At 75.6% G+C, this 22,540-nt stretch carries 21 protein-coding genes; 12 read left to right on the top strand and 9 right to left on the bottom strand.

Translation table 11 applies throughout. The features are described from left to right. Positions 1-8 precede the first annotated feature (8 nt). Both QYM41_RS03860 and QYM41_RS03865 read right to left on the bottom strand, forming a co-directional pair. Positions 9-605 (bottom strand): class F sortase, encoded by a 597-nt coding sequence (locus tag QYM41_RS03860; RefSeq protein WP_368798409.1) that lies wholly within the window; start codon positions 603-605, stop codon positions 9-11. A 302-nt stretch (positions 606-907) separates the two neighbouring features. Beyond that, on the bottom strand, positions 908-1,597 hold the full coding sequence (locus tag QYM41_RS03865) for a hypothetical protein (RefSeq protein WP_368798410.1): 690 nt from the start codon (positions 1,595-1,597) through the stop codon (positions 908-910). 541 nt (positions 1,598-2,138) lie between these two features. Between QYM41_RS03865 and QYM41_RS03870 the strand changes: the two genes are divergently transcribed. Next, positions 2,139-2,897 carry an ABC transporter ATP-binding protein gene (locus QYM41_RS03870; protein WP_368798411.1) on the top strand — a complete coding sequence of 253 codons (759 nt, stop codon included), beginning with the start codon at positions 2,139-2,141 and terminating at the stop codon, positions 2,895-2,897. Continuing rightward, a complete protein-coding gene (locus QYM41_RS03875; RefSeq protein ID WP_368798412.1) occupies positions 2,894-4,174 on the top strand; it encodes an ABC transporter permease in 1,281 nt (426 codons plus the stop codon). The genes QYM41_RS03870 and QYM41_RS03875 overlap by 4 nt, the downstream gene beginning before the upstream one ends. A gap of 28 nt (positions 4,175-4,202) precedes the next feature. On the opposite strand, the gene QYM41_RS03880 is transcribed toward QYM41_RS03875, so the two are convergent. Further along, a complete protein-coding gene (locus tag QYM41_RS03880) occupies positions 4,203-4,508 on the bottom strand; it encodes a DUF4193 domain-containing protein (RefSeq protein ID WP_368798413.1) in 306 nt (101 codons plus the stop codon). Positions 4,509-4,627: 119 nt separating this feature from the next. Further along, entirely contained in the window at positions 4,628-5,119 is a 492-nt protein-coding gene (locus tag QYM41_RS03885) for a DUF3515 family protein (protein ID WP_368798414.1), read from the bottom strand. 64 nt (positions 5,120-5,183) lie between these two features. On the opposite strand from QYM41_RS03885, the gene thiL reads away from it, so the two are divergent. From thiL to QYM41_RS03910, 5 genes are all read left to right on the top strand, one after another. After that, the gene (gene thiL, locus QYM41_RS03890; RefSeq protein ID WP_368798415.1) at positions 5,184-6,290 is read left to right on the top strand and encodes a thiamine-phosphate kinase; all 1,107 of its coding nucleotides are present in this window, start codon (positions 5,184-5,186) and stop codon (positions 6,288-6,290) included. 22 nt (positions 6,291-6,312) lie between these two features. Then, complete coding sequence (locus QYM41_RS03895) at positions 6,313-7,239, top strand: DAK2 domain-containing protein (RefSeq protein WP_368798416.1); 927 nt, start codon at positions 6,313-6,315, stop codon at positions 7,237-7,239. A 12-nt stretch (positions 7,240-7,251) separates the two neighbouring features. Then, positions 7,252-9,546, top strand: coding sequence for an ATP-dependent DNA helicase RecG (locus tag QYM41_RS03900; protein ID WP_368798417.1), 2,295 nt, complete (start codon positions 7,252-7,254; stop codon positions 9,544-9,546). Positions 9,547-9,610: 64 nt separating this feature from the next. Continuing rightward, positions 9,611-10,240, top strand: coding sequence for a 16S rRNA (guanine(966)-N(2))-methyltransferase RsmD (gene rsmD / locus QYM41_RS03905; protein ID WP_368798418.1), 630 nt, complete (start codon positions 9,611-9,613; stop codon positions 10,238-10,240). A 60-nt stretch (positions 10,241-10,300) separates the two neighbouring features. After that, complete coding sequence (locus tag QYM41_RS03910) at positions 10,301-11,626, top strand: UDP-glucose dehydrogenase family protein (protein ID WP_368798419.1); 1,326 nt, start codon at positions 10,301-10,303, stop codon at positions 11,624-11,626. A 31-nt stretch (positions 11,627-11,657) separates the two neighbouring features. Here QYM41_RS03910 and QYM41_RS03915 read toward each other — a convergent pair whose 3' ends face one another. Together QYM41_RS03915 and QYM41_RS03920 are read right to left on the bottom strand one after the other, a co-directional pair. Then, the gene (locus QYM41_RS03915) at positions 11,658-12,884 is read right to left on the bottom strand and encodes an aminotransferase class I/II-fold pyridoxal phosphate-dependent enzyme (protein ID WP_368798420.1); all 1,227 of its coding nucleotides are present in this window, start codon (positions 12,882-12,884) and stop codon (positions 11,658-11,660) included. A gap of 10 nt (positions 12,885-12,894) precedes the next feature. Beyond that, positions 12,895-14,301, bottom strand: coding sequence for a wax ester/triacylglycerol synthase domain-containing protein (locus QYM41_RS03920; protein WP_368798421.1), 1,407 nt, complete (start codon positions 14,299-14,301; stop codon positions 12,895-12,897). Between the two features lie 83 nt (positions 14,302-14,384). Between QYM41_RS03920 and coaD the strand changes: the two genes are divergently transcribed. The 5 genes from coaD to mutM all read left to right on the top strand — a co-directional run bounded on the left by coaD (position 14,385) and on the right by mutM (position 17,379). Next, positions 14,385-14,852, top strand: coding sequence for a pantetheine-phosphate adenylyltransferase (coaD, locus tag QYM41_RS03925; protein ID WP_368798422.1), 468 nt, complete (start codon positions 14,385-14,387; stop codon positions 14,850-14,852). 170 nt (positions 14,853-15,022) lie between these two features. Continuing rightward, entirely contained in the window at positions 15,023-15,535 is a 513-nt protein-coding gene (locus tag QYM41_RS03930) for a YceD family protein (protein ID WP_368798444.1), read from the top strand. A 2-nt stretch (positions 15,536-15,537) separates the two neighbouring features. Further along, complete coding sequence (rpmF, locus tag QYM41_RS03935; RefSeq protein ID WP_058874629.1) at positions 15,538-15,741, top strand: 50S ribosomal protein L32; 204 nt, start codon at positions 15,538-15,540, stop codon at positions 15,739-15,741. 5 nt (positions 15,742-15,746) lie between these two features. Next, entirely contained in the window at positions 15,747-16,445 is a 699-nt protein-coding gene (gene rnc, locus QYM41_RS03940) for a ribonuclease III (RefSeq protein ID WP_368798423.1), read from the top strand. Then, positions 16,438-17,379 (top strand): bifunctional DNA-formamidopyrimidine glycosylase/DNA-(apurinic or apyrimidinic site) lyase, encoded by a 942-nt coding sequence (gene mutM / locus QYM41_RS03945; RefSeq protein ID WP_368798424.1) that lies wholly within the window; start codon positions 16,438-16,440, stop codon positions 17,377-17,379. The genes rnc and mutM overlap by 8 nt, the downstream gene beginning before the upstream one ends. A gap of 21 nt (positions 17,380-17,400) precedes the next feature. On the opposite strand, the gene QYM41_RS03950 is transcribed toward mutM, so the two are convergent. The 3 genes from QYM41_RS03950 to QYM41_RS03960 all read right to left on the bottom strand — a co-directional run bounded on the left by QYM41_RS03950 (position 17,401) and on the right by QYM41_RS03960 (position 22,443). Then, complete coding sequence (locus QYM41_RS03950) at positions 17,401-18,597, bottom strand: NAD-dependent epimerase/dehydratase family protein (protein WP_368798425.1); 1,197 nt, start codon at positions 18,595-18,597, stop codon at positions 17,401-17,403. Continuing rightward, entirely contained in the window at positions 18,594-21,281 is a 2,688-nt protein-coding gene (locus tag QYM41_RS03955; RefSeq protein WP_368798445.1) for an alpha/beta fold hydrolase, read from the bottom strand. The genes QYM41_RS03950 and QYM41_RS03955 overlap by 4 nt, the downstream gene beginning before the upstream one ends. Before the next feature lie 136 nt (positions 21,282-21,417). Beyond that, positions 21,418-22,443, bottom strand: a complete 1,026-nt coding sequence (locus tag QYM41_RS03960) for a 3-oxoacyl-ACP synthase III (RefSeq protein WP_368798426.1) — start codon at positions 22,441-22,443, stop codon at positions 21,418-21,420. Positions 22,444-22,540: the final 97 nt, after the last annotated feature.

A 22,540-nucleotide genomic window follows, 5' to 3' on the forward strand; every position in this document is an offset into this window, starting at 1 on the left:
AACCCGCCTCACGGCGCCGGGGAGGCGGTGACCACCACGTTCTTGCCGACCGCGTCCTGGGTGTAGCAGCTGATCAGCACGATGCGGTTCGGGACGACCCGCCAGATCTCACTGTCCTTCAGGGTGTCCTTCTCGTAGGTCGTCACCGAGTCCACCACGTAGTCGAGGGTCCCGTCCACGGTCTCGACCTCGAGCTCCTCGCCGACCAGGCCCGGGTCGCTCAGCTTGTTGAAGGGCAGCTCCACCCTGTCGTAGCTGTGCCCGGCGATGTACGTGGTGTTGGTCGAGCCCGCCCCGGGCATCCCGTACGGCGTGAGCCGGTAGCCGCTGTAGGTCTGCGGCGGCACGAGGGACCCGCCCTCGAGGTCCTCGTCCGTCGGGTCGTACGGGAGCACGTCCGCGTCGAAGCCGACCGCGTCGATGCTCAGGCGCAGCGGCGACGCCGCGGACGGCACGTGCCCGAAGAACGTCTGGGCCAGGAACCACTGGTTCATCAGCGCCACCCACAGCACGGCGGCGCACAGCGTCACCACGGCCGCCCGGCGGGCCCCCGGGTCCTTCGCCGCAACCGGCCGTGGCGGCCCCGCCACGGTGCTCGTTGCCATCCTGCTCCGTCCTGTTCTTCCCGGGCCTGTCCTGTCCCGTGCTGTCCTGTCCGGCGCTGTCCCGGCCCGTCCTGTGCCGGCCCGTCCTGTGCCGGCCCGTCCTGTCCTGTCAGGGCGCGTCCTGTGCCGGTTGGCGCCGGTCCCCGTCACGGCCGGGGTCCTTTCCCGGTGCGGCCGGGCCCGGCTCCCGCCGGGCGGCGCCGCCCTCCGGAGCCGTCGTCCTCCTCCGGGGCGGTCGCCCTTCTCCGGGACGACGGTGCCGTGCCGGAGCGCCCGCGGGCGCACCGGCACGGCACCGAGGCTCAGGCGCCGGTGCGCCCGAGCCGCCGGGCCCTGTACGCGAGCGCACCGGGAAGGGCCACCGCCGCCGCGAGCAGCCCCGTGAGCAGGCCGGCCCCGGCCGTCTGCTCCAGGGGTGCCGCGGTGAGGCGGGTGTCCACGTTGAGCCCCGGGTTCGCGGCTCCGACCACGGCCTCCTGGGGCGCGAGCTCGGGGACGACCGCCTGCTCGGCCACGGCCGCGGCCGGTGCCGCGGGCTCCGGCGCCGCCACCTGGGCGGCGGCCGGTCCCGGCTCGGGAGCCGGGGCCTGCACGGGCGCGGCCACCTCGGCGGCCGGTGCCTCGACCGGCTGGACCTCGACGGGTGCGACCTCCGCGGGTGCGGGGGCCGGGGCGTCCGCGACCGGCAGGACCGGGGCCGCCACCTCGGCGGCGGCCGGTGCCGGCTCGGGAGCCGGTGCCGGGGCCTGGGCCGGCGCGGCCACCTCGGCGGCCGGTGCCTCGGCGACCAGGACCTCGGCGGCCGGGACGTCAGCGGGTACGGCGGCAGGCAGTTCCACCGCCGCGGATGCGGGTGCGGCGGCGCCCGGCGGGGCGCCGTCCGGTGGGGCGTCACCGGGCGCGGCGACCGCTGCCGGGGCGCCCAGGAACAGGCCCCCCACCAGCACGGTCGCCGAGGCACCGGCGGCAGCCAGTCTTCTCGTAGTGGTCATGTCGATGCGTCTCCTGTATCCCGTCGTCGGCCCGGGCCCACCCCAGGACCGCCAGCGCGCGCACAGACCCCGCGAGAGCGGCCCGCGCCCCCGCGCGGACGGACCCCCGTCTCGTCGTGCCGCTCGTCGTTCGGCCCGGACGGACGGTGCGCCCGTCCTGCGGAGCCGTGACCCCCTGCCGAAGAACCGCTGTGCTGTTAACTATCGTCCAGATCACAGCATTAGCAAGGGTGAACTCCTACGTGACGGGAGGAGTCGGGGCCCGGCGCACCGGTCGCGGCGGTCCCCGTCGGGTCCACGCCGGGCCCCTGCCGAGTCCACACCGGGTCCACACCGGGTCCACGCCGGGTCCTCGTCCGGTCCGCGCCGGACCCGCCGAACAGGGCTCCCGGCCGCCCTGTCCGGCGCCGGGGTCCGGGACAGCACTAGTGGGGACACGGTCCTGGTCGCCTCCACCGTTAACGTGTGCACATGATGGAGGGCGGGACGTGGTCCCACGGCGGCCGTCCGCGGGGACGGGCGCTCCGACAGGGGGGATCCGATGACGTCCGCGGTGCTCGAGGCCCATGGCCTGGTCAAGATCTACGGCCGGGGGGACACCCGCTTCGCCGCGCTGCGCGGGGTGGACCTGCGGATCCGGCACGGGGAGTCCGTGGCCGTGGTCGGCAAGTCCGGATCGGGCAAGTCGACCCTGATGCACCTGCTCGCGCTGCTCGACGCACCCACCCACGGGACGGTGGCCCTGGACGGCAGGCCGGCGGCCTCGATGACGGCCCGTGAGCTCAACGCCGCGCGCAACGCCGCGTTCGGCTTCGTGTTCCAGCAGTTCTACCTCACCCCGGACCAGACGGTCCTCGAGAACGTCGTGCTGCCGCTGAAGATCGCCGGTGTCCGCCCCGCGGCGCGCCGGCGCCGCGCCCTGGACGTGCTGGAGCGGCTGGACGTGGCGGAGAAGGCCTCCAGCCGCGCCGTCGAGCTCTCCGGCGGGCAGAAGCAGCGGGTCGCCCTCGCCCGCGCCCTGGTCAACGACCCCGCCGTGATCTTCGCCGACGAGCCCACGGGCAACCTCGACTCGGCCACCGGCGCGGTGGTCCAGGACCTCCTGTTCGGGCTGCACCGGGAGCAGGGCATCACGCTGGTGGTCGTCACCCACGACGAGGACCTCGCGCGGCACTGCGGCCGCCAGGTGCACCTGCACGACGGTCTCGTCGTGGACGGCGCCGGCCCCGCCGCGGGGTCCGGCGCCGAAGCGGGGCCCGGCGCCGAGGCCGTGGTGGGCGTGGCCGGGGGCGCCCGGTGAGATGGCCCGACCTGCTCCGCTCGGCCGTCGCCAACACCCGGCGGGCGAGGATCCGCGCGACCCTGACCGTGCTGGCCGTGTTCATCGGCGCGTTCGCGCTGACGCTCACCTCGGGCATGGGCACGGGGGTGAACCGCTACATCGACGACACGGTGGCCGCCTTCGGCGACGCCGACGCGCTCTACGTGCAGAAGTCGCAGCCCCTCATCGAGCTGTCCGCGACCTCGGGGCCCCGGGAGTACGACCCGGACACCACCCGGATCCGCACGGGCTTCGGCGTGTCCTTCGAGGGGCTGACCCGCGAGGACATCGACGTCGTCGAGGGCATCGACGGCGTGCGCTCCGTGAAGCCCATGTACTCCGTGGCCCCGACCTACCTGGAGGCCGCCGACGGGAGCAGGTTCCAGCTGTCCCCGGGGATCCCGGTCGACGCCGTGGGTCTGCAGATGGTGGCCGGCGGGGCCCCGGCCGCGGGACGGGACGAGATCGTGGTGCCCGACAGCTGGGTCGCCGACCTGGGCTTCGCCTCCGCCGGCGAGGCGGTCGGGGGTCGGGTCGACGTGGTGATGACCAACATGGCGGAGCAGGACCGGGCATTCCCGGCCACCATCTCGGGCGTGACGCAGGCCAGCCTCGTCGGGACGTCCCTGAACCCCATCCCGTCGGACTCCTTCAACCAGCGGCTCTACGACTACCAGGTCAGCGGGGCCCCGGAGGAGGTGCCGGAGAGCTTCGCCATGGCCACGGTCACCGTCGAGGACATGGCGGCGGCGCCGGCGGTCCAGGCGCGGCTGGAGGAGCACGACATGCTCGGGCTCACCGTGGAGGACCAGCTCGGCATGTTCCGCGCCGTCATCAACGCCATCGTCTGGATCCTCAACGCCTGCGCCGTCATCGCGCTCCTGGCCGCCGGGCTCGGGATCGTCAACACCCTGCTGATGTCGGTGCAGGAGCGCACCCGCGAAATCGGCCTGATGAAGGCCATGGGCATGAGCGGGGGGCGGGTCTTCGGCCTGTTCTCCCTCGAGGCCGTCGTCATCGGCTTCCTCGGGGCCGTCGTCGGCGCCGTCGCGGGCGTGCTCGGCGGCTCCGCCTTGAGCGGGGCGCTGGCCGAGGGCTTCCTCTCCGGGCTGCCCGGACTCGCCCTGTTCGCGTTCGAGCCGTGGCGGGTGGCACTGATCGTGCTCTCCGTCATGGGGATCGCGTTCCTGGCCGGGACGATCCCCGCGGTCCGGGCGGCGCGGAAGGACCCCATCGCCTCCCTGCGCCACGAGTGAGCCCGGCGGGCACCACCGGAGGGGTCGGTCAGCTCTCGCACTCGATGCAGTACCGGGCGCCGTCCTTCTCGCGGGCGAGCTGGCTGCGGTGGCGGACCAGGAAGCAGGACATGCAGGTGAACTCGTCGTCCTGCTCCGGCACCACCTGGATGAGCAGCTCCTCCTGGGACAGGTCCGCACCGGGCAGGTCGATGCCCTCCGCCGTGTCCGCGTCGTCGACGTCGATCGCCGGGCTCTGCGTGGTGGCGCTGCGCTGCGCCTGGATCACCTCGAGCGACTCGTTGGCGGGTTCGTCCTCGGGCTTGACGCGGGGCTCGTCGTAATCGGTGGCCACGGGTTCTCCTCCTTGTGCGCGTGCTGCGCTCGCGTGCATGTCCACGCCACAACCCGGCGGGGCGTGGGCCTATTCCCGCCGCCCGCGCCCGGTGCCGCGGCCACCGCCCGGCCCCGGGCTCACAGGCCCTCCACGGCGTCCTGCAGGTCCAGGCACCGGCGCTCCGCGGGGATCTGCTCCACGGCGGAGCCCAGCTCCACGAGCAGGGTCGAGGACGCCACGGCGGTGCTGTCGAAGACGACCTCGACCGCCGGGTCCCGGCCGTAGGTCGTGGCCGTCCACGTGCTCCCGTCCTCGTCCTGGCGGATCAGCCAGTCGACGTCGTTGACGGAGGAGCAGGGGTCCGTGGTGGGCCCGGGCGGCGTCACCCCGCAGCGCACGACCGCCGCCGTGGGCTCGCCGTAGGCCGTGGTCCCCTGGCTCGTGGTCTCGCGCCGCTCGTGCTCCCCGACGGTCTCCGGCATGGCCAGCATCGCTGGGGCGCACCCCGGGTCGGCGGCGTCGGCGGCGGGGTCCACGGTGACGGCCGCGGAGCACCCCGCGAGGACCACCACGAGGGCTCCCGCCCCCCACAGGGCGCGGGCGGATCGGGACAGCAGGAGCGAGGGCATGCCCCCAGCGTAATCCTCGGGCGGCGCCGTTCCCGCGTCCGGGCCCCTCGTTAGGATGAGCGCCATGACCCGACCCCCAGCGGAGCAGCCCCCCGTGCCCCACGCCCCGCCCGGACCGGGACCGACCGTCGGGGAGCTCTCCGAGGCGGAGCTGCTCGACCGCGTGCTCCCGCTGCTCCTGCGCCCGGCCTCCCCGGACCGCGGGGCGGACCCGGTGCTGGTGGGGCCCGGCGACGACTGCGCCGTGCTCGCGGCCCCGGACGGGCGGTACGTGATCACCACGGACACCCAGGTGCAGGACCAGGACTTCCGGCTCTCCTGGGCCTGCGGCACGGTCACCACCGGCTACGACACCGGGGTCAAGTGCGCCGCCCAGAACCTCGCCGACGTCGCCGCGATGGGAGCCGTCCCCACCGCCGCGGTCGTCTCCCTGACCCTGCCGCCGGACACGCCGGTGTCCTGGCCCCTGGACTTCGCCCGGGGACTCGTGGCCGGGTTCGCGGCCATGGGCGCGGAGCGCTGCGCCGTGGTCGGCGGGGACCTGGGCGCCGGCCGGGAGCTGTCGGTGACGGCCACGGTGACGGGCGACCTCGAGGGCCGGGACCCGGTGCGCCGCTCCGGGGCGGGGGAGGGCGGCACCGTGGCGCTCGCCGGGACCACCGGGCGCGCCGCCGCGGGCGTGGCCCTGCTCGAGGACCGCCGCTACCGGCCCGGCCACGACGAGCGGCTGGACGCGCTGGCGCAGGCCCAGCTGCGGCCGTGCGCTCCCGTGCCCGCCGGGGCCGCCGCCGCCGCGGCCGGGGCCACCGCGATGATCGACCTCTCCGACGGCCTGCTCCGCGACGCCGGCCGGGTCGCGGCCGCCAGCGGCGTCGTCGTCGACCTCGACGGGGAGGCCGTGGCCGAGCTCGCCGCGCCCCTCGCCCCGGCCGCCCGTCTGCTCGGGGCGGACCCTCGCGACTGGGTGCTGACCGGGGGCGAGGACCACGGGCTGCTGGCCGTCTTCCCGCCCGGCGTGCCGCTGCCCGGCGCGTTCCGTGCGATAGGCTCGTGTGCGCCCGCGCCCCCCGCACCGGACGGCTCCCTCCCCCGGGTGCTGCTCGACGGACGAGCGCCGCACCGGGCTCTCGGGCACGCGGTCGGCGAAGGATGGGATCACTTTGAACCATAGGATCGGATCGAACGCGGCCGTCATGCGGCGGTGGCTCGACCTGGCCCACCGGGACCTCGTGCGCCACAGCCCCGTCCTCAACGCCCTGAACGTGTTCCCCGTGGCCGACGCCGACACCGGGACCAACCTCTCGACCACCGTGCGCGCCGCCGCCGAGGCCGCCGCCGTGCTCGAGACCGGAGACGTCGGGGAGCTGCTGTCCCTCGCGGGCCAGGCCGCCCTCGAGGAGGCCCGCGGGAACTCGGGCACCCTGTTCTCGGTCTTCCTCACGGCCGTCGGCCGCGCGCTGGAGGGCAGCACCAGGCTGAGCGCCGAGTCCGTGCGGCTGGCCCTGCACGCCGGGCACGTACGCGCCTGGAGCGTCCTGACGGACCCCGTGGACGGGACCATGCTCTCCGTCCTGGAGGCCGCCGCGGCCGTCCCCGTGCCCCAGGGGGTGGAGGACGGCTCCAACCAGCAGCTCAAGGAGTTCCTCGCCGGTGTCAGCACGGCGGCCCGGGCGGCGGTGCTCGTCACCCCGGACCAGCTCGAGATCCTGCGGGAGACGGGCACGGTCGACGCCGGCGCGCTGGGCATGCTCGTCGTCCTCGACGCCCTGGCCCGCACCGTGGGCGGCGACGACGCCGGCGACGAGAACGCCCTCGACGAGCTCATCGACGCCGCCGCGGCCCGGGCCGCCGGCGCCGAGGACCCGCCGCACGCCGTGCACGGCGGCGTGGAGGTGATGTGCACCGTGGAGCTGAGCCCGCTGGACGCCGCGGAGCTGCGCCACGAGCTCAGCGAGGTCGGCACCAGCGTGATCATGAGCGCCGTGACCGAGACGGGGGACGGGTACCGGTGGCGGGTCCACGTGCACGTCCCGCGGCCCGAGGCCGCGCTCACGGTGATCGGCGCCCGCGGCAAGGCCGTCAACCTGACGGTGACCTCCCTCTCGGAGGCGGACGGATGAGGCGCCGCTGAGATGACCCGATCCCACGGCGGCGGGGCGTTCCCCGACCCGGTCCCCGAGCTCGACCAGCCGCTGGCCCGGCTGCTGGGCAGGACCACGGCCGACCAGCTCGCCCGGCAGCTCTCGGTCACCACCATCGGGCAGCTGCTGGACCACTTCCCCCGCCGGTACATGCCGCGCGGTGAGCTCACCCCGTTCTCGGAGCTGCGCATCGACCAGCAGGTCACCATCGTGGCCGAGGTCGTGCACGCCTCCACCCGGAAGATGCGCTCCCGGCGCGGGTCCATCACGGACGTGGTGATCACGGACCGCGCCTCCTCCGACCCGCAGCGGCTCTTCGCGGACGGGGACCCCGGCCCGGGCCGGACCATGCGGCTGAGCTTCTTCAACGCCTGGACCGCGGCCCGGGACCTGCCGCCGGGCACGCACGCCCTGTTCTCCGGGACGGTCGGCATCTACCACAACGCCGTGACGATGACCAACCCGCACTACGCGATCCTCGACCCGGACGCCCCGGAGGCCGGGGAGAGCGCCGAGGAGCGGGCCGGACGGCCCATCCCCATCTACCCGGCCACCGCCAAGCTGACCACGGACAAGATCGCCCGCGCCGTGCACTCGCTGCTGCCCGTGGTGGACTTCGGCGCCGTCCCGGAGCCGCTGCCGGACTGGCTCCGGGAGCGCGAGGGGCTCATGGGCCTCGAGGAGGCCTACTGGCAGGTCCACCGCCCCCGGGACACCCGTGCCCACGGCGAGGCGCGCCGCCGGTTCCGCTTCCAGGAGGCGTTCCTGCTGCAGTGCGCCCTGGCCCGCCGCCGCGCCGAGCTCGCCGCCCACCCCACCACCGCCCGCCCGGGCGCCGCGGGCGGGGTGCTGGCCCGCTTCGACGCCGGGCTGCCGTTCGCGCTGACCGCCGGTCAGCGCGCCGTGGGGGAGGAGCTCGCCGCCGAGCTCGCCGGCACCCACCCCATGAACCGGCTGCTCCAGGGGGACGTCGGCTCCGGCAAGACCCTGGTGGCGCTGCGCGCGATGCTGCAGGTCGTGGACTCCGGCGCGCAGGCCGCCCTGCTCGCCCCCACCGAGGTGCTGGCCGCCCAGCACCACGGCTCCGTGCTCCGCTCCCTGGGCCCGCTCGCCCAGGCCGGGCTGCTCGGCGGGGACCCGGACGGCACGCGGGTCGTGCTGCTCACGGGATCGATGGGCGCCGCGGCCCGCCGGCGGGCCCTCCTGCAGATCGCCTCCGGGGAGGCCGGGATCGTCATCGGCACCCACGCCCTGCTGTCGGAGGTCGTCCAGTTCGCCGACCTCGGGCTGGTCGTGGTGGACGAGCAGCACCGCTTCGGCGTGGAGCAGCGGGACCGGCTGCGGGACAAGGCCGGACGGCCCCCGCACCTGCTGGTGATGACCGCGACCCCCATCCCGCGCACCGTGGCGATGACCGTCTTCGGGGACCTGGACGTCTCCGTCCTCGACGAGCTCCCGGCCGGACGGCAGCCCATCACCACCCACGCCGTGGGTCTCGTGGAGCACCCGGGGTGGGAGCGGCGCCTGTGGCGGCGCGCCCGGGAGGAGATCGACGCGGGCCGCCAGGTCTACGTCGTGGCCCCCAAGATCGGGGACGACGAGGAGCCCCCGCCCCACTCCTCCCTGGCGGAGTCGGCCCTCGCCGCGGCCGGGGACGACGGGGCCGAGGCCACGATGGCGTCCGTCACCTGGCTGGCCGAGCTCGTCGCCGCCGAGCCCGTGCTGGCCGGGGTGCGCGCGGAGGTGCTGCACGGGCGGCTCGACACCGACCGCAAGGCCCGCGTCATGGAGGAGTTCGCGGCCGGGGACGTGCCGCTGCTCGTGTGCACCACCGTGGTCGAGGTGGGCGTGGACGTCCCGAACGCCACGCTGATGATCATCGTGGACGCCGACCGGTTCGGCATCTCCCAGCTGCACCAGCTGCGCGGCCGGATCGGGCGCGGCGGGCACGCCGGGACCTGCCTGCTCGTCACGCGGCGTCCCGCCGGGCACCCGTCCCGGGAGCGGATCGAGGTGGTGGCGGCCTCCACGGACGGCTTCGAGCTGGCCCGGGCGGACCTCGCGCTGCGCCGCGAGGGCGACATCCTGGGCGCCGCGCAGTCCGGCGGGCGCTCCACCCTGCGCCTGCTCCGCGCCCTCGACGACGTCGAGCTCATCGAGCGCGCCCGCCGGGACGCGGAGGCCATCCTGCGCGAGGACCCCCGGCTGCTCGAGCACCCCGAGCTGGCCGAGGCCATCGAGCGCTACCTCGACCCGGACGCCGAGGCGTTCCTGGACCGGGGCTGAGCGCCGTGCCGCAGCAGCCCGTGCCGCAGCAGCCCGTGCCGCAGCGCACAGAACAGGAGCACGCGTGAGCAGGATCATCGCCGGGGCCGCCGGGGGGCTGCGGCTGCAGTCCGTGCCGGGCCGGGACACGCGGCCCACGACCGACCGGGTCAAGGAGTCGCTCTTCGCGCGCCTCGAGGCGTGGGGGATGCTCCGGGACGCCCGGGTCCTCGACCTGTTCGCGGGCTCCGGGGCGCTCGGCTGCGAGGCCGCGAGCCGCGGGGCGGCCTCGGTGACCCTCGTGGAGCGGCACCCGGGCGCGGTGCGGGTCTGCCGCGCCAACGCCCGGACGGTCCACGGGGCCCTCGGCCGGGACGACGTCGTCGCGGTCCGGCCCGGGGCGGTCGGCGGCTACCTCGCGGATCCCGCCGCGGGACCCTGGGACCTGGTCCTGGCCGATCCGCCGTACCCCCTCCCGGAGACGGAGCTCACCGCGGTCCTCGCCCCGCTGGCGGGCCGGCTGCGGGAGGGAGGGGTGGTCGTGGTCGAGCGCTCCTCCCGCTCCCCGGAACCGGACTGGCCGGCGGGGCTGCGCCGCTTCGAGCACCGGCGGCACGGGGAGACCACGATGTGGTTCGCGGAGACGGACGTCACATCCGCGCCCCCGCCCGGCGCGCCGGACCAGGACCTGCGTCCCCGCACGCACCCGCTTTGACAAGATGCGACAGGCAGCAACGAGCACGGGCCCCGCGCCCGGGAGAGACGGAGGACGTCCATGAGGATCACGGTTCTGGGAACGGGCTACCTGGGGGCCACGCACGCCGCGTCGATGGCGGAGATGGGCTTCGAGGTGCTCGGGGTGGACGTGGACCCGGAGAAGGTCGACGCCCTGTCCCGCGGCGAGCTGCCCTTCCACGAGCCGGGCCTGGGGGAGCTGCTGCGCACGCACGTGGGCACGGGCCGGCTGCGCTTCACCACGAGCTACGAGGAGGCCGGGGCCTTCGGCGACGTCCACTTCGTGGGCGTGGGCACCCCGCAGCGGGCCGGGAGCTTCGCGGCGGACATGCGCTACGTCGACGCCGCCGTGGGCTCGATCGCCGCGGCCGCCACGAAGGACTGCGTCATCGCGGGCAAGTCCACGGTCCCGGTCGGCTCCGCCCGGCGCCTGGCCGACCTGGCGCGCGCCTCCGCCCGTGAGGGGGTGGACGTGTCCCTGGTGTGGAACCCCGAGTTCCTGCGCGAGGGCTACGCCGTGGAGGACACCCTGACCCCGGACCGCATGGTGCTCGGCGCCGAGGACGAGGCCGCGGAGGCCGTCATGCGCCAGGTCTACGCCCGCCAGCTCGAGGCCGGCGTGCCCCTGATCGTCACCGACTTCGAGACCGCCGAGCTCGTCAAGGTCGCGGCCAACGCGTTCCTGGCCACCAAGATCTCCTTCATCAACGCCCTGTCCGAGCTCACCGAGGCGGTCGGCGGGGACATCCGCACCCTGGCCGACGCCATCGGGCTCGACGAGCGGATCGGGCGCAAGTTCCTCAACGCCGGCGTGGGCTTCGGCGGCGGCTGCCTGCCCAAGGACATCCGTGCCCTGCGGGCCCGCGCCGCGGAGCTGGGGGTGGAGCAGTCGGTGCGCTTCCTCGCGGAGGTCGACGACATCAACGTCCGCCGCCGCGGCCACACGGTGGAGACGGTCACCCAGATGCTGGGCGGGTCCGTGGTGGGGCGCCAGGTCGCCGTGCTCGGGGCGGCCTTCAAGCCGGACTCCGACGACGTGCGCGACTCCCCGGCCCTGGACATCGCCGCCCGGCTGCACTCGATCGGGGCCGAGGTCGCCGTCTACGACCCCAAGGCCAACGCCAACGCCGCCAAGCGCTATCCCCGCCTGGACTACGTGGACTCCCTCGAGGCGGCCGTGACCGGCGCCGAGGTCGTGGTGCTGCTGACCGAGTGGGCGGAGTTCAAGACCATGACCCCGGAGCAGCTCGAGCCGCTGGTGGCCGTCCCCCAGATCCTGGACGGCCGCAACGTGCTCGACCCCGAGCGCTGGACCGCCGCCGGCTTCTGCTACCGGGCCCTCGGCCGCCGGGCGGTCTCCGTCTGAGCCCGGCCCGGGGCGGCGTCCTCGGCTCGCGTCAGCCGGCCAGGCGCCGCCCCGCCTCCTCCAGGACCTCCAGGCGCTTGCCGAAGGAGAAGCGCATCCAGGACGCGTACAGCCCCCGGTGCGTCGCGGAGGCCAGGGCCGGGACCGGCACGCCCACCACGCCGGCGCGCTCGGCCAGCAGCGGGGCCAGGTGCTCGGCGTCCTCGGCGCCGTGCCGCTCGCACAGCCCGCGCACGTCGGCCACGACGAAGAACGTGCCCTGCGGCTCGAACGGCTCGGCGCCCGCCGCGGCCAGGCCCTGCACGAGCACGTCGCGGCGCCGCCGGAAGTCCTCGGTGAGCCGGTCGTAGAAGCCCTCCGGCGCGCCCAGGGCGGTGGCCGCCCCGATCTGCAGCGGCGTGGCGGCGCTGTGCGTGAGGTAGGCCTTGGTGGCGCGCACGGGGCCCACGAGGTGCGCCGGCCCGCTGACCCAGCCCACGCGCCAGCCCGTGGCCGAGAAGGACTTGCCCACGGAGGAGACGGTCAGGGTCCGCTCGAAGGCCCCCGGCAGCGCGGCGAACGGCCGGTGCGGGCCGGCGTAGCGCAGGTGCTCGTAGACCTCGTCGGTGACCACCACGCAGTCGTGCTCGGCGGCGAGCCGGGCCAGCCGGGTCAGGACGGCGTCGTCGAACACGGTCCCGGTGGGGTTGTGCGGGTCGTTGAGGATCACCATCCGGGTGCGGGGGCCGAAGGCGGCGGCGAGGCGCTCGGGATCGGGGGCGAAGCGCGGCGGCTCGAGCGGGACCGTGACCAGCCGGGCGCCCGCGAACTCCACGACGGCGCCGTAGAGGTCGTAGTGCGGCTCGAAGACCACGACCTCGTCCCCGGGCCGCAGGAACGCGAGCAGGCTTGCGGCGAGACCCTCGGACGCGCCCACCGTCACGACGACCCCGGTGCCCGGGTCCACGTCGATCCCGTAGAAGCGGTGCTGGTGCGCGGCGACGGCCTCCTGCAGCACCGGCAGCCCCGCGACCGGGGAGTACTGGTTGCCGCCGCTCCGCAGCGCGGCCGCCGCGGCGTCGAGCATCTCCTGCGGACCGTCGACGTCCGGGAAGCCCTGACCCAGGTTCACGGCGCCCGTCCGCGCGGCCAGCCGCGACATCTCCTCGAAGACCGTCCCGGTGAGCTCCCCGGTGCCGGTCAGCAGGCCGCCCCCGCGGGCCATGCGCTCCCACGGGGGGCCGGGCGGGCAGGGGACGGCGGTGTCGGTGGCATCCATGGCGGCCAGTCTAGGGTTCCGCCGCGGGGCCCGGGGGAGGGGCAACCGCGCCGAGCCCCTCGAGGGCGGCGGTCAGCCCCGCCACGAACACCGGCAGGTCGGGCACCACGTCGGCGTCGGCCACCACGTCGAGGCCCAGGGCGCCGGCGTAGGAGACCACGCCCACGGCGAGGGCCAGGTTGCCCTGCACGGCCCCCACCGGGAACAGCTCGCGCACGGGCGCGCCCGCGAAGAGCAGCGGGGCCGCGGGGCCGCGCACGTTGCTGAGCAGGACGTTGACGAGCCGCTGCCGGTCCATCACGCGGACCATCCAGTGCTGGGCGAGGCGACCGCCCGGCCGGTACGGCGGCAGATCCCGCCGCGCGGCCGTCGTCGCCGCGATCCGGCGCAGCCGGGCCACGGGGTCCGGCTCGTCCACGGGAACGGCCACCACGCGCACACCGGTCCGGTTGCCGCCCGCGGGATCTCCCGGGGTGCGCACGGAGGCGGCCACCGACACCACGAGCTCCGTCACGCCGGCCAGCTCACCCCGCCCGGCCAGCAGCTGCCGGGCGCCGCCCGCCACGGCGGCGAGCACCACGTCGTTGACCGTCCCGCCGTGCCGGTGGGCCACCTTCCGGGCGGCGGCGAGGTCGGCGCGCACGAGCGCGCTGCGCCGCCGCGGGCCCACGGGGCGGTTGATGCTCAGGGCCGGGGCGCGACCCTGGGCGAGGGCGGCGCGCAGCCGGGCCGGACGGCCGAGCAGGCGGGCGGCCCGGCTGCGCGCCCCCGCCGGGACGGACGGGGGCCCGCCGGCCGCGGCGCCGGACCGGGCGGCGCCGGGCCTGGACATGCCGGCCGGCGGGGTGCCGGGAGGGGCGGTCCCGGGCGGCGGGGCGCCGTCAGGCGGGGCGCCGGGGGCGCCGGGCGCCGCGGGATCGAACAGCGGCGCGAGGAGGGTCAGGGCCGCGAGGCCGTCCGCGAGCACGTGGTGCCAGCGGATCAGCAGGCCGGTCCGGCCGCCCTCGAGCCCGGGCAGCAGCCACAGCTCCCACAGGGGCCGGTCCTGCGCGAGCGGGACCGCGTGGATCGCGGTGCACACCCGCAGCAGGCCCTCCTCGTCCCCGGGCGGCGGCACCGGACGGGCGTGCACGTGACGGGCGACGTCGAAGACGGGGTCGGCGAGCCACACGGGCCGCCCGCGCCCGGGCCGGGCGAGCACCTGGCGCAGCCGGGGGACGTCCCGGGTGCGCCGCTCGACGTGCTCCCGGACGACCTCCAGTCCCAGCCGCCCGCCGGGACCCAGGAGCGGACCGGCGTCCAGCAGCGCCAGGGCCGCGACGTGCATGGGCACCCCACGGCGCTCCACGCGCAGGGTGGCCGCGTCCTGGGCGCTGATCCGCTGCCCGGTCCGCGCGCGGCGGCGGTGATGGCCCATGTCGGTGCTCCGCTCTGCCCGGAGGGGTCGCTCGCCCACCACGGTACGCCGCCGGGGCGCGGTGCGCCCCTAGGATGGCACCCATGCACCGAGCGATCTGCCCCGGCTCCTTCGACCCCCTGCACAACGGCCACGTGGAGGTCGTGGCCCGCGCCGCGGCCCTCTTCGACGAGGTCGTGGTCGCGGTCTCCACGAACCCGCACAAGCGCTACCGCTTCGACGCGGACCGGCGGCTGGCCCTGGCGCGGGAGAGCTTCGCGGACGTCGCCGGGGTCGTCGTGGAGCCCATGGGCGCGGGCCTGCTCGCGCAGTACGCGGCGCGGCGCGGCGCGGTGGCCCTGGTGAAGGGGCTGCGCTCGGGGGAGGACTACGCGTACGAGGTGCCGATGGCCACCATGAACCGGGACCTCACCCGCGTGGAGACGGTCTTCCTCCCCGGCGACCCCCGCTACCTGCACCTGTCCTCCACGCTCGTGAAGGAGGTCCACGGCCTCGGCGGGGACGTCTCCGGGTTCGTGCCGGCGCCCGTGCTGGCGGCCCTGCGCGGCTGAGCCGGCCCGCCCCGCCCGGGCGCGCCGGGAGCCGCCGCGTTTGAGAACGTGCGGCGCGGCACGCTAACATGGTCTGTCGGTCAGAATTTCACCAGGAGTCAGTCATCAGTCGCGAGAACAGTTCGCCCCTCACCATCGGTGTCCGGGACCTCGAGCACCGCCCGGGGATGATGCGACGCCTGGAAGAAGTTGTGCCCGCGCCGGAGAACTTCGGCAACGCACTCATCGGCGCCCCGGAGGGCTCGGACATCGACCTGGACCTCCGGCTGGAATCCGTCCACGACGGTATCCTGGTGTCCGGCACGGCCGTCGTGGCCATCCACGGCGAGTGCAGCCGGTGCCTCGACCCGATCGACTACGATCTGGACGTCGACGTGCAGGAGCTCTACGTCTTCGACGCCGCCACCGACGGTGGGGAGGAGTCGGAGGACGACCAGATGTATGACGTTCAGGACGAGACCATCGACCTCGAACCCATGCTTCGGGACGCAGTGATCACGCAGCTGCCGTTCCAACCGGTGTGCCGGGAGGACTGCCAGGGGTTGTGCGCCCAGTGCGGCGCGCGCCTGGAGGACGACCCGGGGCACCACCACGAGGTGCTCGATCCGCGCTGGAGCGCCCTGTCGGGGCTGCTCGAGCAGGACACCTCGACCCAGACGACCGAACCGAGAGAAGAGAGATAGCCGTGGCTGTTCCCAAGCGGAAAATGTCCCGTGCGAATACCCGTGCACGCCGTTCCCAGTGGAAGGCGACCGCGCCGAAGCTGGTCAAGACCGTCGAGAACGGCAAGGTCAGCTACAGCCTGCCGCACCAGGCCAAGGTCGTGACCGACTCCGCCGGGACCGCGCTGTTCCTGGAGTACAAGGGCCGCAAGGTGGCCGACGCCTGACCACGGTGACCACCACCGCCACGTCTCAGGACCTGCTGGAGCGTCTCGGCGTCGACATCGACGCCGGGACGCTCCGTCTTGCCCTGACCCACCGCTCCTACGCGTACGAGCACGAGGGGCAGGGCCACAACGAACGGCTCGAGTTCCTCGGGGACTCCGTGCTGGGGCTCGCGGTCACCGACGAGATCTTCCACCGCTACCCCGACGACTCCGAGGGCAACCTCGCGAAGATCCGCTCGGCCGTGGTGAGCACCCGGACGCTGGCCGACCTCGCCCGGTCCCTGGACGTGGGCCCCCACATCCGCCTGGGCAAGGGGGAGGTGCGCACCAACGGGCACGAGAAGGCCTCCATCCTGGCCGACACCATGGAGGCGCTGATCGGCGCCGTCTACGTGAGCTCGGGACTGGAGCAGGCGCGCGCCTTCGTGCTGCGGCTCGTGGTGCCCCTGCTGGAGGACGACTTCGTGATGGGGGAGGGCCGCGACTGGAAGACCGAGATCCAGGAGCTGGCCGCCGCGCGCGGCCTGGGCCCCGTCCGCTACGCCGTGGAGGGCACGGGCCCCGACCACGACCGCCGCTACGAGGCGCACGTGCTCGTCGGGGGCCAGGACCACGGCACCGGCACCGGCACCACCAAGAAGGAGGCCGAGCGCTCCGCCGCGGCGCAGGCCTACGCGACCCTGGTCGCCCGCCGCGGTGCCTGAGCTGCCCGAGGTCGAGGTCGTCCGCCGCGGCGTGGAGCGCTGGGTGGTCGGCCGCCGGATCGAGTCCGTGCAGGTCCTGGACCCCCGGTCGGTGCGCCGGCACGAGGCCGGTCCGGCCGACTTCGCGCACGAGCTCGAGGGCGCCGTCGTCGCCGACGCGGTGCGCCGCGGCAAGTTCCTCTGGCTGCCGCTGACCGGACCGGACGGATCGCCCCCGCAGGAGGCCCTGCTGGTCCACCTCGGGATGAGCGGTCAGCTGCTCGTCCAGGACTCCGGCTCGCCGGACGAGAGGCACCTCAAGGTGCGGCTGGGCCTGTCCGAGCGCCCCGGCACCCCGGCGGAGCTGCGCTTCGTGGACCAGCGGATCTTCGGCGGGATGCTCCTGGACCGGCTCGTGCCCACCGAGGACGGCGCCCCGGGCGGTCGCTGCGCGACCGGTGCCCCGCTGGTGCCCGCCCGCGCCGCCCACATCGGCCGGGACCCCCTGGACCCCGCCTTCGACGCGGGGCGCCTGCACGAGCGGCTGCGCCGGCGCCGCACCGGGCTCAAGCGCGCGCTGCTGGACCAGTCGCTCGTCTCCGGGATCGGCAACATCTACGCGGACGAGGCGCTGTGGCAGGCGCGCCTGCACTGGGCCCGGCCCACGGACACGCTCCGCCGCCCCGAGACGCACCGCCTGCTCGAGGCGGTCCGGGAGGTCATGGACCGCGCCCTGGCGGCCGGCGGGACGAGCTTCGACTCCCTGTACGTCAACGTCAACGGGGAGTCGGGGTACTTCGCGCGTTCCCTCAACGCCTACGGCCGGGCCTCCCTGCCCTGCCCGCGCTGCGCGGAGGAGGGACGGAGCACCCTGGTGGTGCGGGAGCAGTTCATGAACCGTTCCTCGTACCGCTGCCCGGCCTGCCAGCGCACGCCCCGCAACGCCCGGTTCTGACCGGGCGCCACGGGGGCGTGCTCAGGAGGGCCGCGCTCCGGAGGTCGCGGTGGCCGGGGCCCCGGCGGAGTGCCCCGGGGTCCCGGGGGCGGCCCGCGGACGGTCCCGGTAGTGCGCGGCGAGCCGCTCCATGCCCTCCTCGACCGTCACGGACGGCGTCCAGTCGAGCACCTCGCGGGTGGTCCTCTGCTCGAACCAGTGGGCCGTGGACATCTGCTCGGCGAGGAACGCCGTCATGGGGGGCTCGTCCGCTCCCGGGCGCAGCGCCCAGACCTTCTCGATGACCCGGCCCGCCAGGCGGGCCGCCGCGCCCGGGACCCGGCGCGCCGGCGGCTCCACCCCGGCCGCCCGGCAGAAGCCCGCCACGAGCTCGCCCACGGTGCGGGGCTGGCCGTTCGTGACCACCAGGGCCTGCCCGTGCGCCCACTCGATCCGCTCCAGCGCCCGCACGACCGCCTCGGCGGCGTTGTCCACGTAGGTGGTGTCGATGAGGGCCGCGCCGTGGTCGAGCAGCGGCAGCCGTCCCCGCGCCGCCCGGTCCACGATCCGCTCGACGAGCTGCGTGTCGCCGGGTCCCCAGACGATGTGCGGGCGCACGGCCGTGACGCGCAGCCCGTGCCCGTCCGCCTCGAGCGCGAGCAGCTCGGCGGCGGCCTTGGACCGGGCGTAGTCGCCGCGGGCGTGCACGGGGTCGGCCGTGCGGGCGGGCTCGCCCACGATGGACTCGCCCGTGTGCGCGACCGACGGCGAGGAGACGAACACCACGTTGCCGGCGCCGGCGGCCCGTGCGCTCTCCAGGACCACACGGGTGCCGGTGACGTTGGTCCGCACGAAGTCGGCCCAGTCCCCCGCGAAGGAGACCTTGGCGGCGAGGTGGACGACGTCGTCGACGCCCTCCACGGCCCGCGCGACGGCCTCCGGGTCCGCGACGGAGCCCAGGACCTCCTCGACGCCCGGCTCGTCCGCCAGCGGGGCGTGCCGGCGCTGGAGCAGCCGGACCGTCCAGCCGCGGTCCCTGAGCCGCCGCGCCACGTGCTCCCCGAGCATCCCGGAGGCGCCGGTGACGAGCACCGTGCGCCCCGTCCCGGTCAGCTCCTCCCGTCCGCGCTCCACCTCGTGGCTGCCGGTGCCGGCCGGCGGGGCGCCCTCCGTCACGGAGGAGTCGTAGGCGGGGACCTTCTCGTCGTGCGCGCCGTCCTGGCGGTGCTTGCCGTTCACGGGTTCCTGATCCTTCCTCCGGCCAGGGCGGAGTCCGCCCAGCGGGCCAGCAGGGCTCGGTCGATCTTGGAGTTGTGCCGGATGTCGGTGGGGTGCTCGGGGACCACGAGCACGGCGGCGAGGTCCAGCCCGGTGGCCCCGGCCACGGCGGCGCGCACGGCCCCGGCGACCAGCGGGTCGGCGGGCCCGGAGCGCGGGGCCGGGGGCACGGTCTCCACGACGGCCACGGGCACCTGGGCCCCCGCCGGACCGACGCCGACGACGGCCGCGCGGCCGACCCCCGGCACCGTCTGGGCCGCGTGCTCCGCGGCGACCGGCGTCAGCACGCCTCCGGCGGAGACGATGACGTGGGCGAGGCGGCCCTCGACCCACAGCCGCCCGGCGGCGTCCACGTGGCCCACGTCCCCGGTGCGGTGCCAGCCGGGCAGCTGGGTGCTGAGGTGCTCCGTGTACCACAGCCGGTCGTAGCGGTCCTTGAGGTGCGGGGCGCGGGCGACGATCTCCCCGGTCACCCCGGGCTCGGTCGTGATCGCGTCCCCGGGCGAGCCGTCCGGGCCCAGGGCGGTGACGCCCAGCTCGGCGCCGTGCACCGCGGTGCCCACGCACACGCCGTTGCCGGCCCCGGCCACGGCGGCGCCCTGGCCGTCCAGGCGCGCCTGCCGGATGGTCCCGAGCGTCACGTCCGTGAGGGGCAGGCCCTCGGTCATGCCGTAGGGGGTGTGCAGCGTGGCCGCCGGCACCAGCTCCTGCAGCTGCTCGAGCAGCGGCTCCGGCAGGGGGGCCCCCGCCGAGAGCACGAGCTCGACCCGCTCCAGGGCCCCGCGCTGCCCCTCGTCCAGGTCGTGGCGGGTCGCGAGCACGTTGGCGATCGCGGCGGGGGAGAGGAACACCGCGGTGGCCTGGATCGCGGACGCGGCGTCGGCCAGGGCGCGGGCCGTGAGGGTCTTCGGGGCGGTCACGTCCATGTCGGGCGTCACCGAGGTGGTCCCCATCGCGGGCCCGAGCAGCGCGAACGGCGCGAAGCCCGCCACGAGCCCCGTGCCGGCGCTCAGCCCGTAGGTGCCGCGGACGGCGTCCCGCATGGCGGAGAGCTGCCGGTGGGTGTAGACCACGCCCTTGGCCGGGCCGGTGGACCCGGAGGTGAACAGCACCGCCGCGTCCGCGTCCGGGTCCGGCGCGGGCAGGTCCGTGCGCGGGGCGCTCGCGAGCAGTCCGGGCACGTCGTGGGCGACGCCGAGGACCCGCCGGGAGACGGGGTCGAGGGCCTCGAGGGAGATCCGGGTCCCGGGCCAGCCCAGGGCCCGGCCGGCGACGAGCGCCCTGCGGATCCCCACGAGCCAGCCGGGTGCGGCCCCGCGCAGCGCCCGGGTGAGGCCCCGGGGGCCCAGCCCGGAGTCGGCCACCACGACGACGGCGCCGATGCGCAGGCACGCGTAGAGCAGCGCGGTCAGATCCGAGCCCGGCGGCACCATGAGGCTCACGCGGTCCCCGGGGCGCACGCCGATCCCGGTCAGCCCCGCGGCGAGGCGGTCCACGCGGTCGGCGAGCTCCGCCCAGCTCAGGCTCGCCCGCACCGGGGGCACGCGGGAGCCCGCGTGCGGGTCGCCGGGGCTGGGCGCCATGTCCACGACGGCGAGGCCGAGGTCCGCCCGCCGCGCGTCGAGCTCGGCGGGGAAGGGCACGTGCTCGGCGCGTGCCGCCGCGCGGCGCTGCAGGTGCAGCTCCCGGCGGCGGGGACCGGGGCCGAAGCGGTCGGCGAGCCAGGCCATGACCGGGGTGGCGATGTCCCGGTCCTCCGGCAGCAGGTGCAGGGCGCCCTCGTAGCGGTGCACGTCGGCGTGCGGCATCCGGCGCAGCAGGTCGTGCAGGTAGCGCTCCTGGAACACGGGGTCCCCGGTGCCCCAGAGCAGCAGGGCGGGCACGTCGCGCTCGGCCACCCCCGCGGCGATCTGCTCGTAGCGGGCGTGGGAGGGGTGGTCCGGGGCGGCGGGGATGTCGGCCACGAAGTTGCGGATCGCCTCGCGCCGTTCCTGCGTGGCGTACGGGGCCCGGTAGGCCGCCCGGACCTCGCGGGACAGGGACGGCTCGGCCAGCGCGAGCGCCACGTCGAGGAAGCTCGTGGTGCCCTCGGTGAGCACCCCGTGCACGGCGGGCGCCAGCGCCAGGCGCAGGGACGCGGGGATCCGCTCGGCGTTGTCGTGGTGGACGGCCGTGTTGGTGAGGATCGTGGCCCGGTGCACGTCCGGGTGCTCCAGGGCCCAGCCGGAGGAGACCAGCCCGCCCCAGTCGTGGGCGAGCGTCACCACGGGGCCGTCGCCCGCGTCCAGGCCGAGCTCGGCCGTGAGGTCGCCCAGGTCGCGGACCCGGTCGTCGAGGCGGCGGAAGAGCCCCGTGCGCTCCGAGAAGCCCATGTCGAGCTGGTCCACGGCCACCACCCGCCACGGGTTCGCGGGGTCGGTCCCGGCGGCCAGCACGTCGCGCCACAGGTAGGACCAGGTGGGGTTGCCGTGCACGGCCAGGACCGTCCCCCGCGGGGTGAGCCCGGCGGCCTCCAGGGAGGGGGCGTTGTCCAGGACGTGCCAGCGGCGCCGCCGGCCGGGCACGGGCTCCACGGGGGCGCTCGAGGCGACCGTGACCGTGCGGGACCACGCCGGGTCCACCCCGGGCAGGGGCACCTCCGTCATGGGCAGCCGGGCCGCGTCCGGCCCTCCGGTCTGCGGCGTCGTGGACGGTCGTGTGCGTGCCATGGTCGTGGGGCTCCTCGAGGGTGGGTCTCGTGCGGGACGTCTCGTGCGGGCGCGGCGCGTCAGCGCCGGCGGTTCACCAGTCGATCTCCATGTAGGTGGCGTTGAGCCCGGAGCCCACGCCGAGCAGCAGCACGCGCTCGTCGGGCCGGAGCCGCTCGGCCTCCAGCGCGAGGGTCATCGGCAGCGCGGCCGCCGCCACGTTGCCCCAGAACGGGAAGGTCAGCGGGAACTTCTCCGGGTCGATCCCGACGTCCTGGAAGAGCTTGTTGGTGTGGGACATGGAGACCTGGTGCCCGATGTAGCGGTCCATTTCCTCCCAGTGCCAGCCGTCCTCGTGGGCGTCGCGCCAGGCGTCCTCGAGCAGGCCTACGCCGTGCTTGAGCAGGCCCGTGGCGTCGGTGTACATGCCGTCGAAGCCGCCGATGCACAGCCCGTGGTGCTCGGTGGCGGAGCGCGTCACGGAGCCGGCGATCCGGTGGCCCTCGGGGTGCCGGTCGGCCGGGCCCACCACGGCGGCGGCCGCGCCGCAGCCCAGGGTCAGCGTGGCGAACTCGCGCACCACGTCCGCACGGGTCACGTCGGGGCCCTGCAGCCGCTCGTACGTCTCGCGGTGCCAGGGGGTCGGGTCCTCGCCGGCGACCACCACGGCGTAGTCGATGGCGCCCGAGTCGATCATCGTGGCCGCGATCGTGAGCCCGTTGACGAAGCCCAGGCACGCGTTGGTGACGTCGAAGTTCAGGGCGGACGGGGCCAGGCCCAGCCGGTGGTGGACGGAGACCGAGACCGCGGGCTCGTAGCCGTCGCGGGTCACCGAGGCGTTGATCAGCAGCCCCACCTGGTCCGGGCGCACGCCCGCCCGGGCGAGGGCCGCCTCGCCCGCCTCCACGGCGCCGTCGGTGAAGTGGCGCCCCGGGGCCCAGACGCGCCGCTCCTTGACGCCCGCGAGCCGCTCCAGCAGGCCCTTCGGCATCTTCAGGCGCGCGAACGTGTCCGCCAGGACCTCGTCGGCGTGGGACGAGGGCACGACCACGTCGGCCTCGACCTTGGTGATGGCCAGGAGGGCGGCGTTGCGGTGACGGATCGAGGAATTACCGGTCAAGGTCTCTGGCTTTCGTTAGGGGCTCGCCGACGCCCCGCTCCGCCCACGGGGGCGCGCTCACGGGGAGGGCAGGTCGTGCTGGTCGCGGTCAGTCTAC

The organism is Kocuria oxytropis (assembly GCF_040981195.1).
In the GTDB taxonomy this organism is placed as follows: Bacteria; Actinomycetota; Actinomycetes; order Actinomycetales; family Micrococcaceae; genus Kocuria; species Kocuria oxytropis.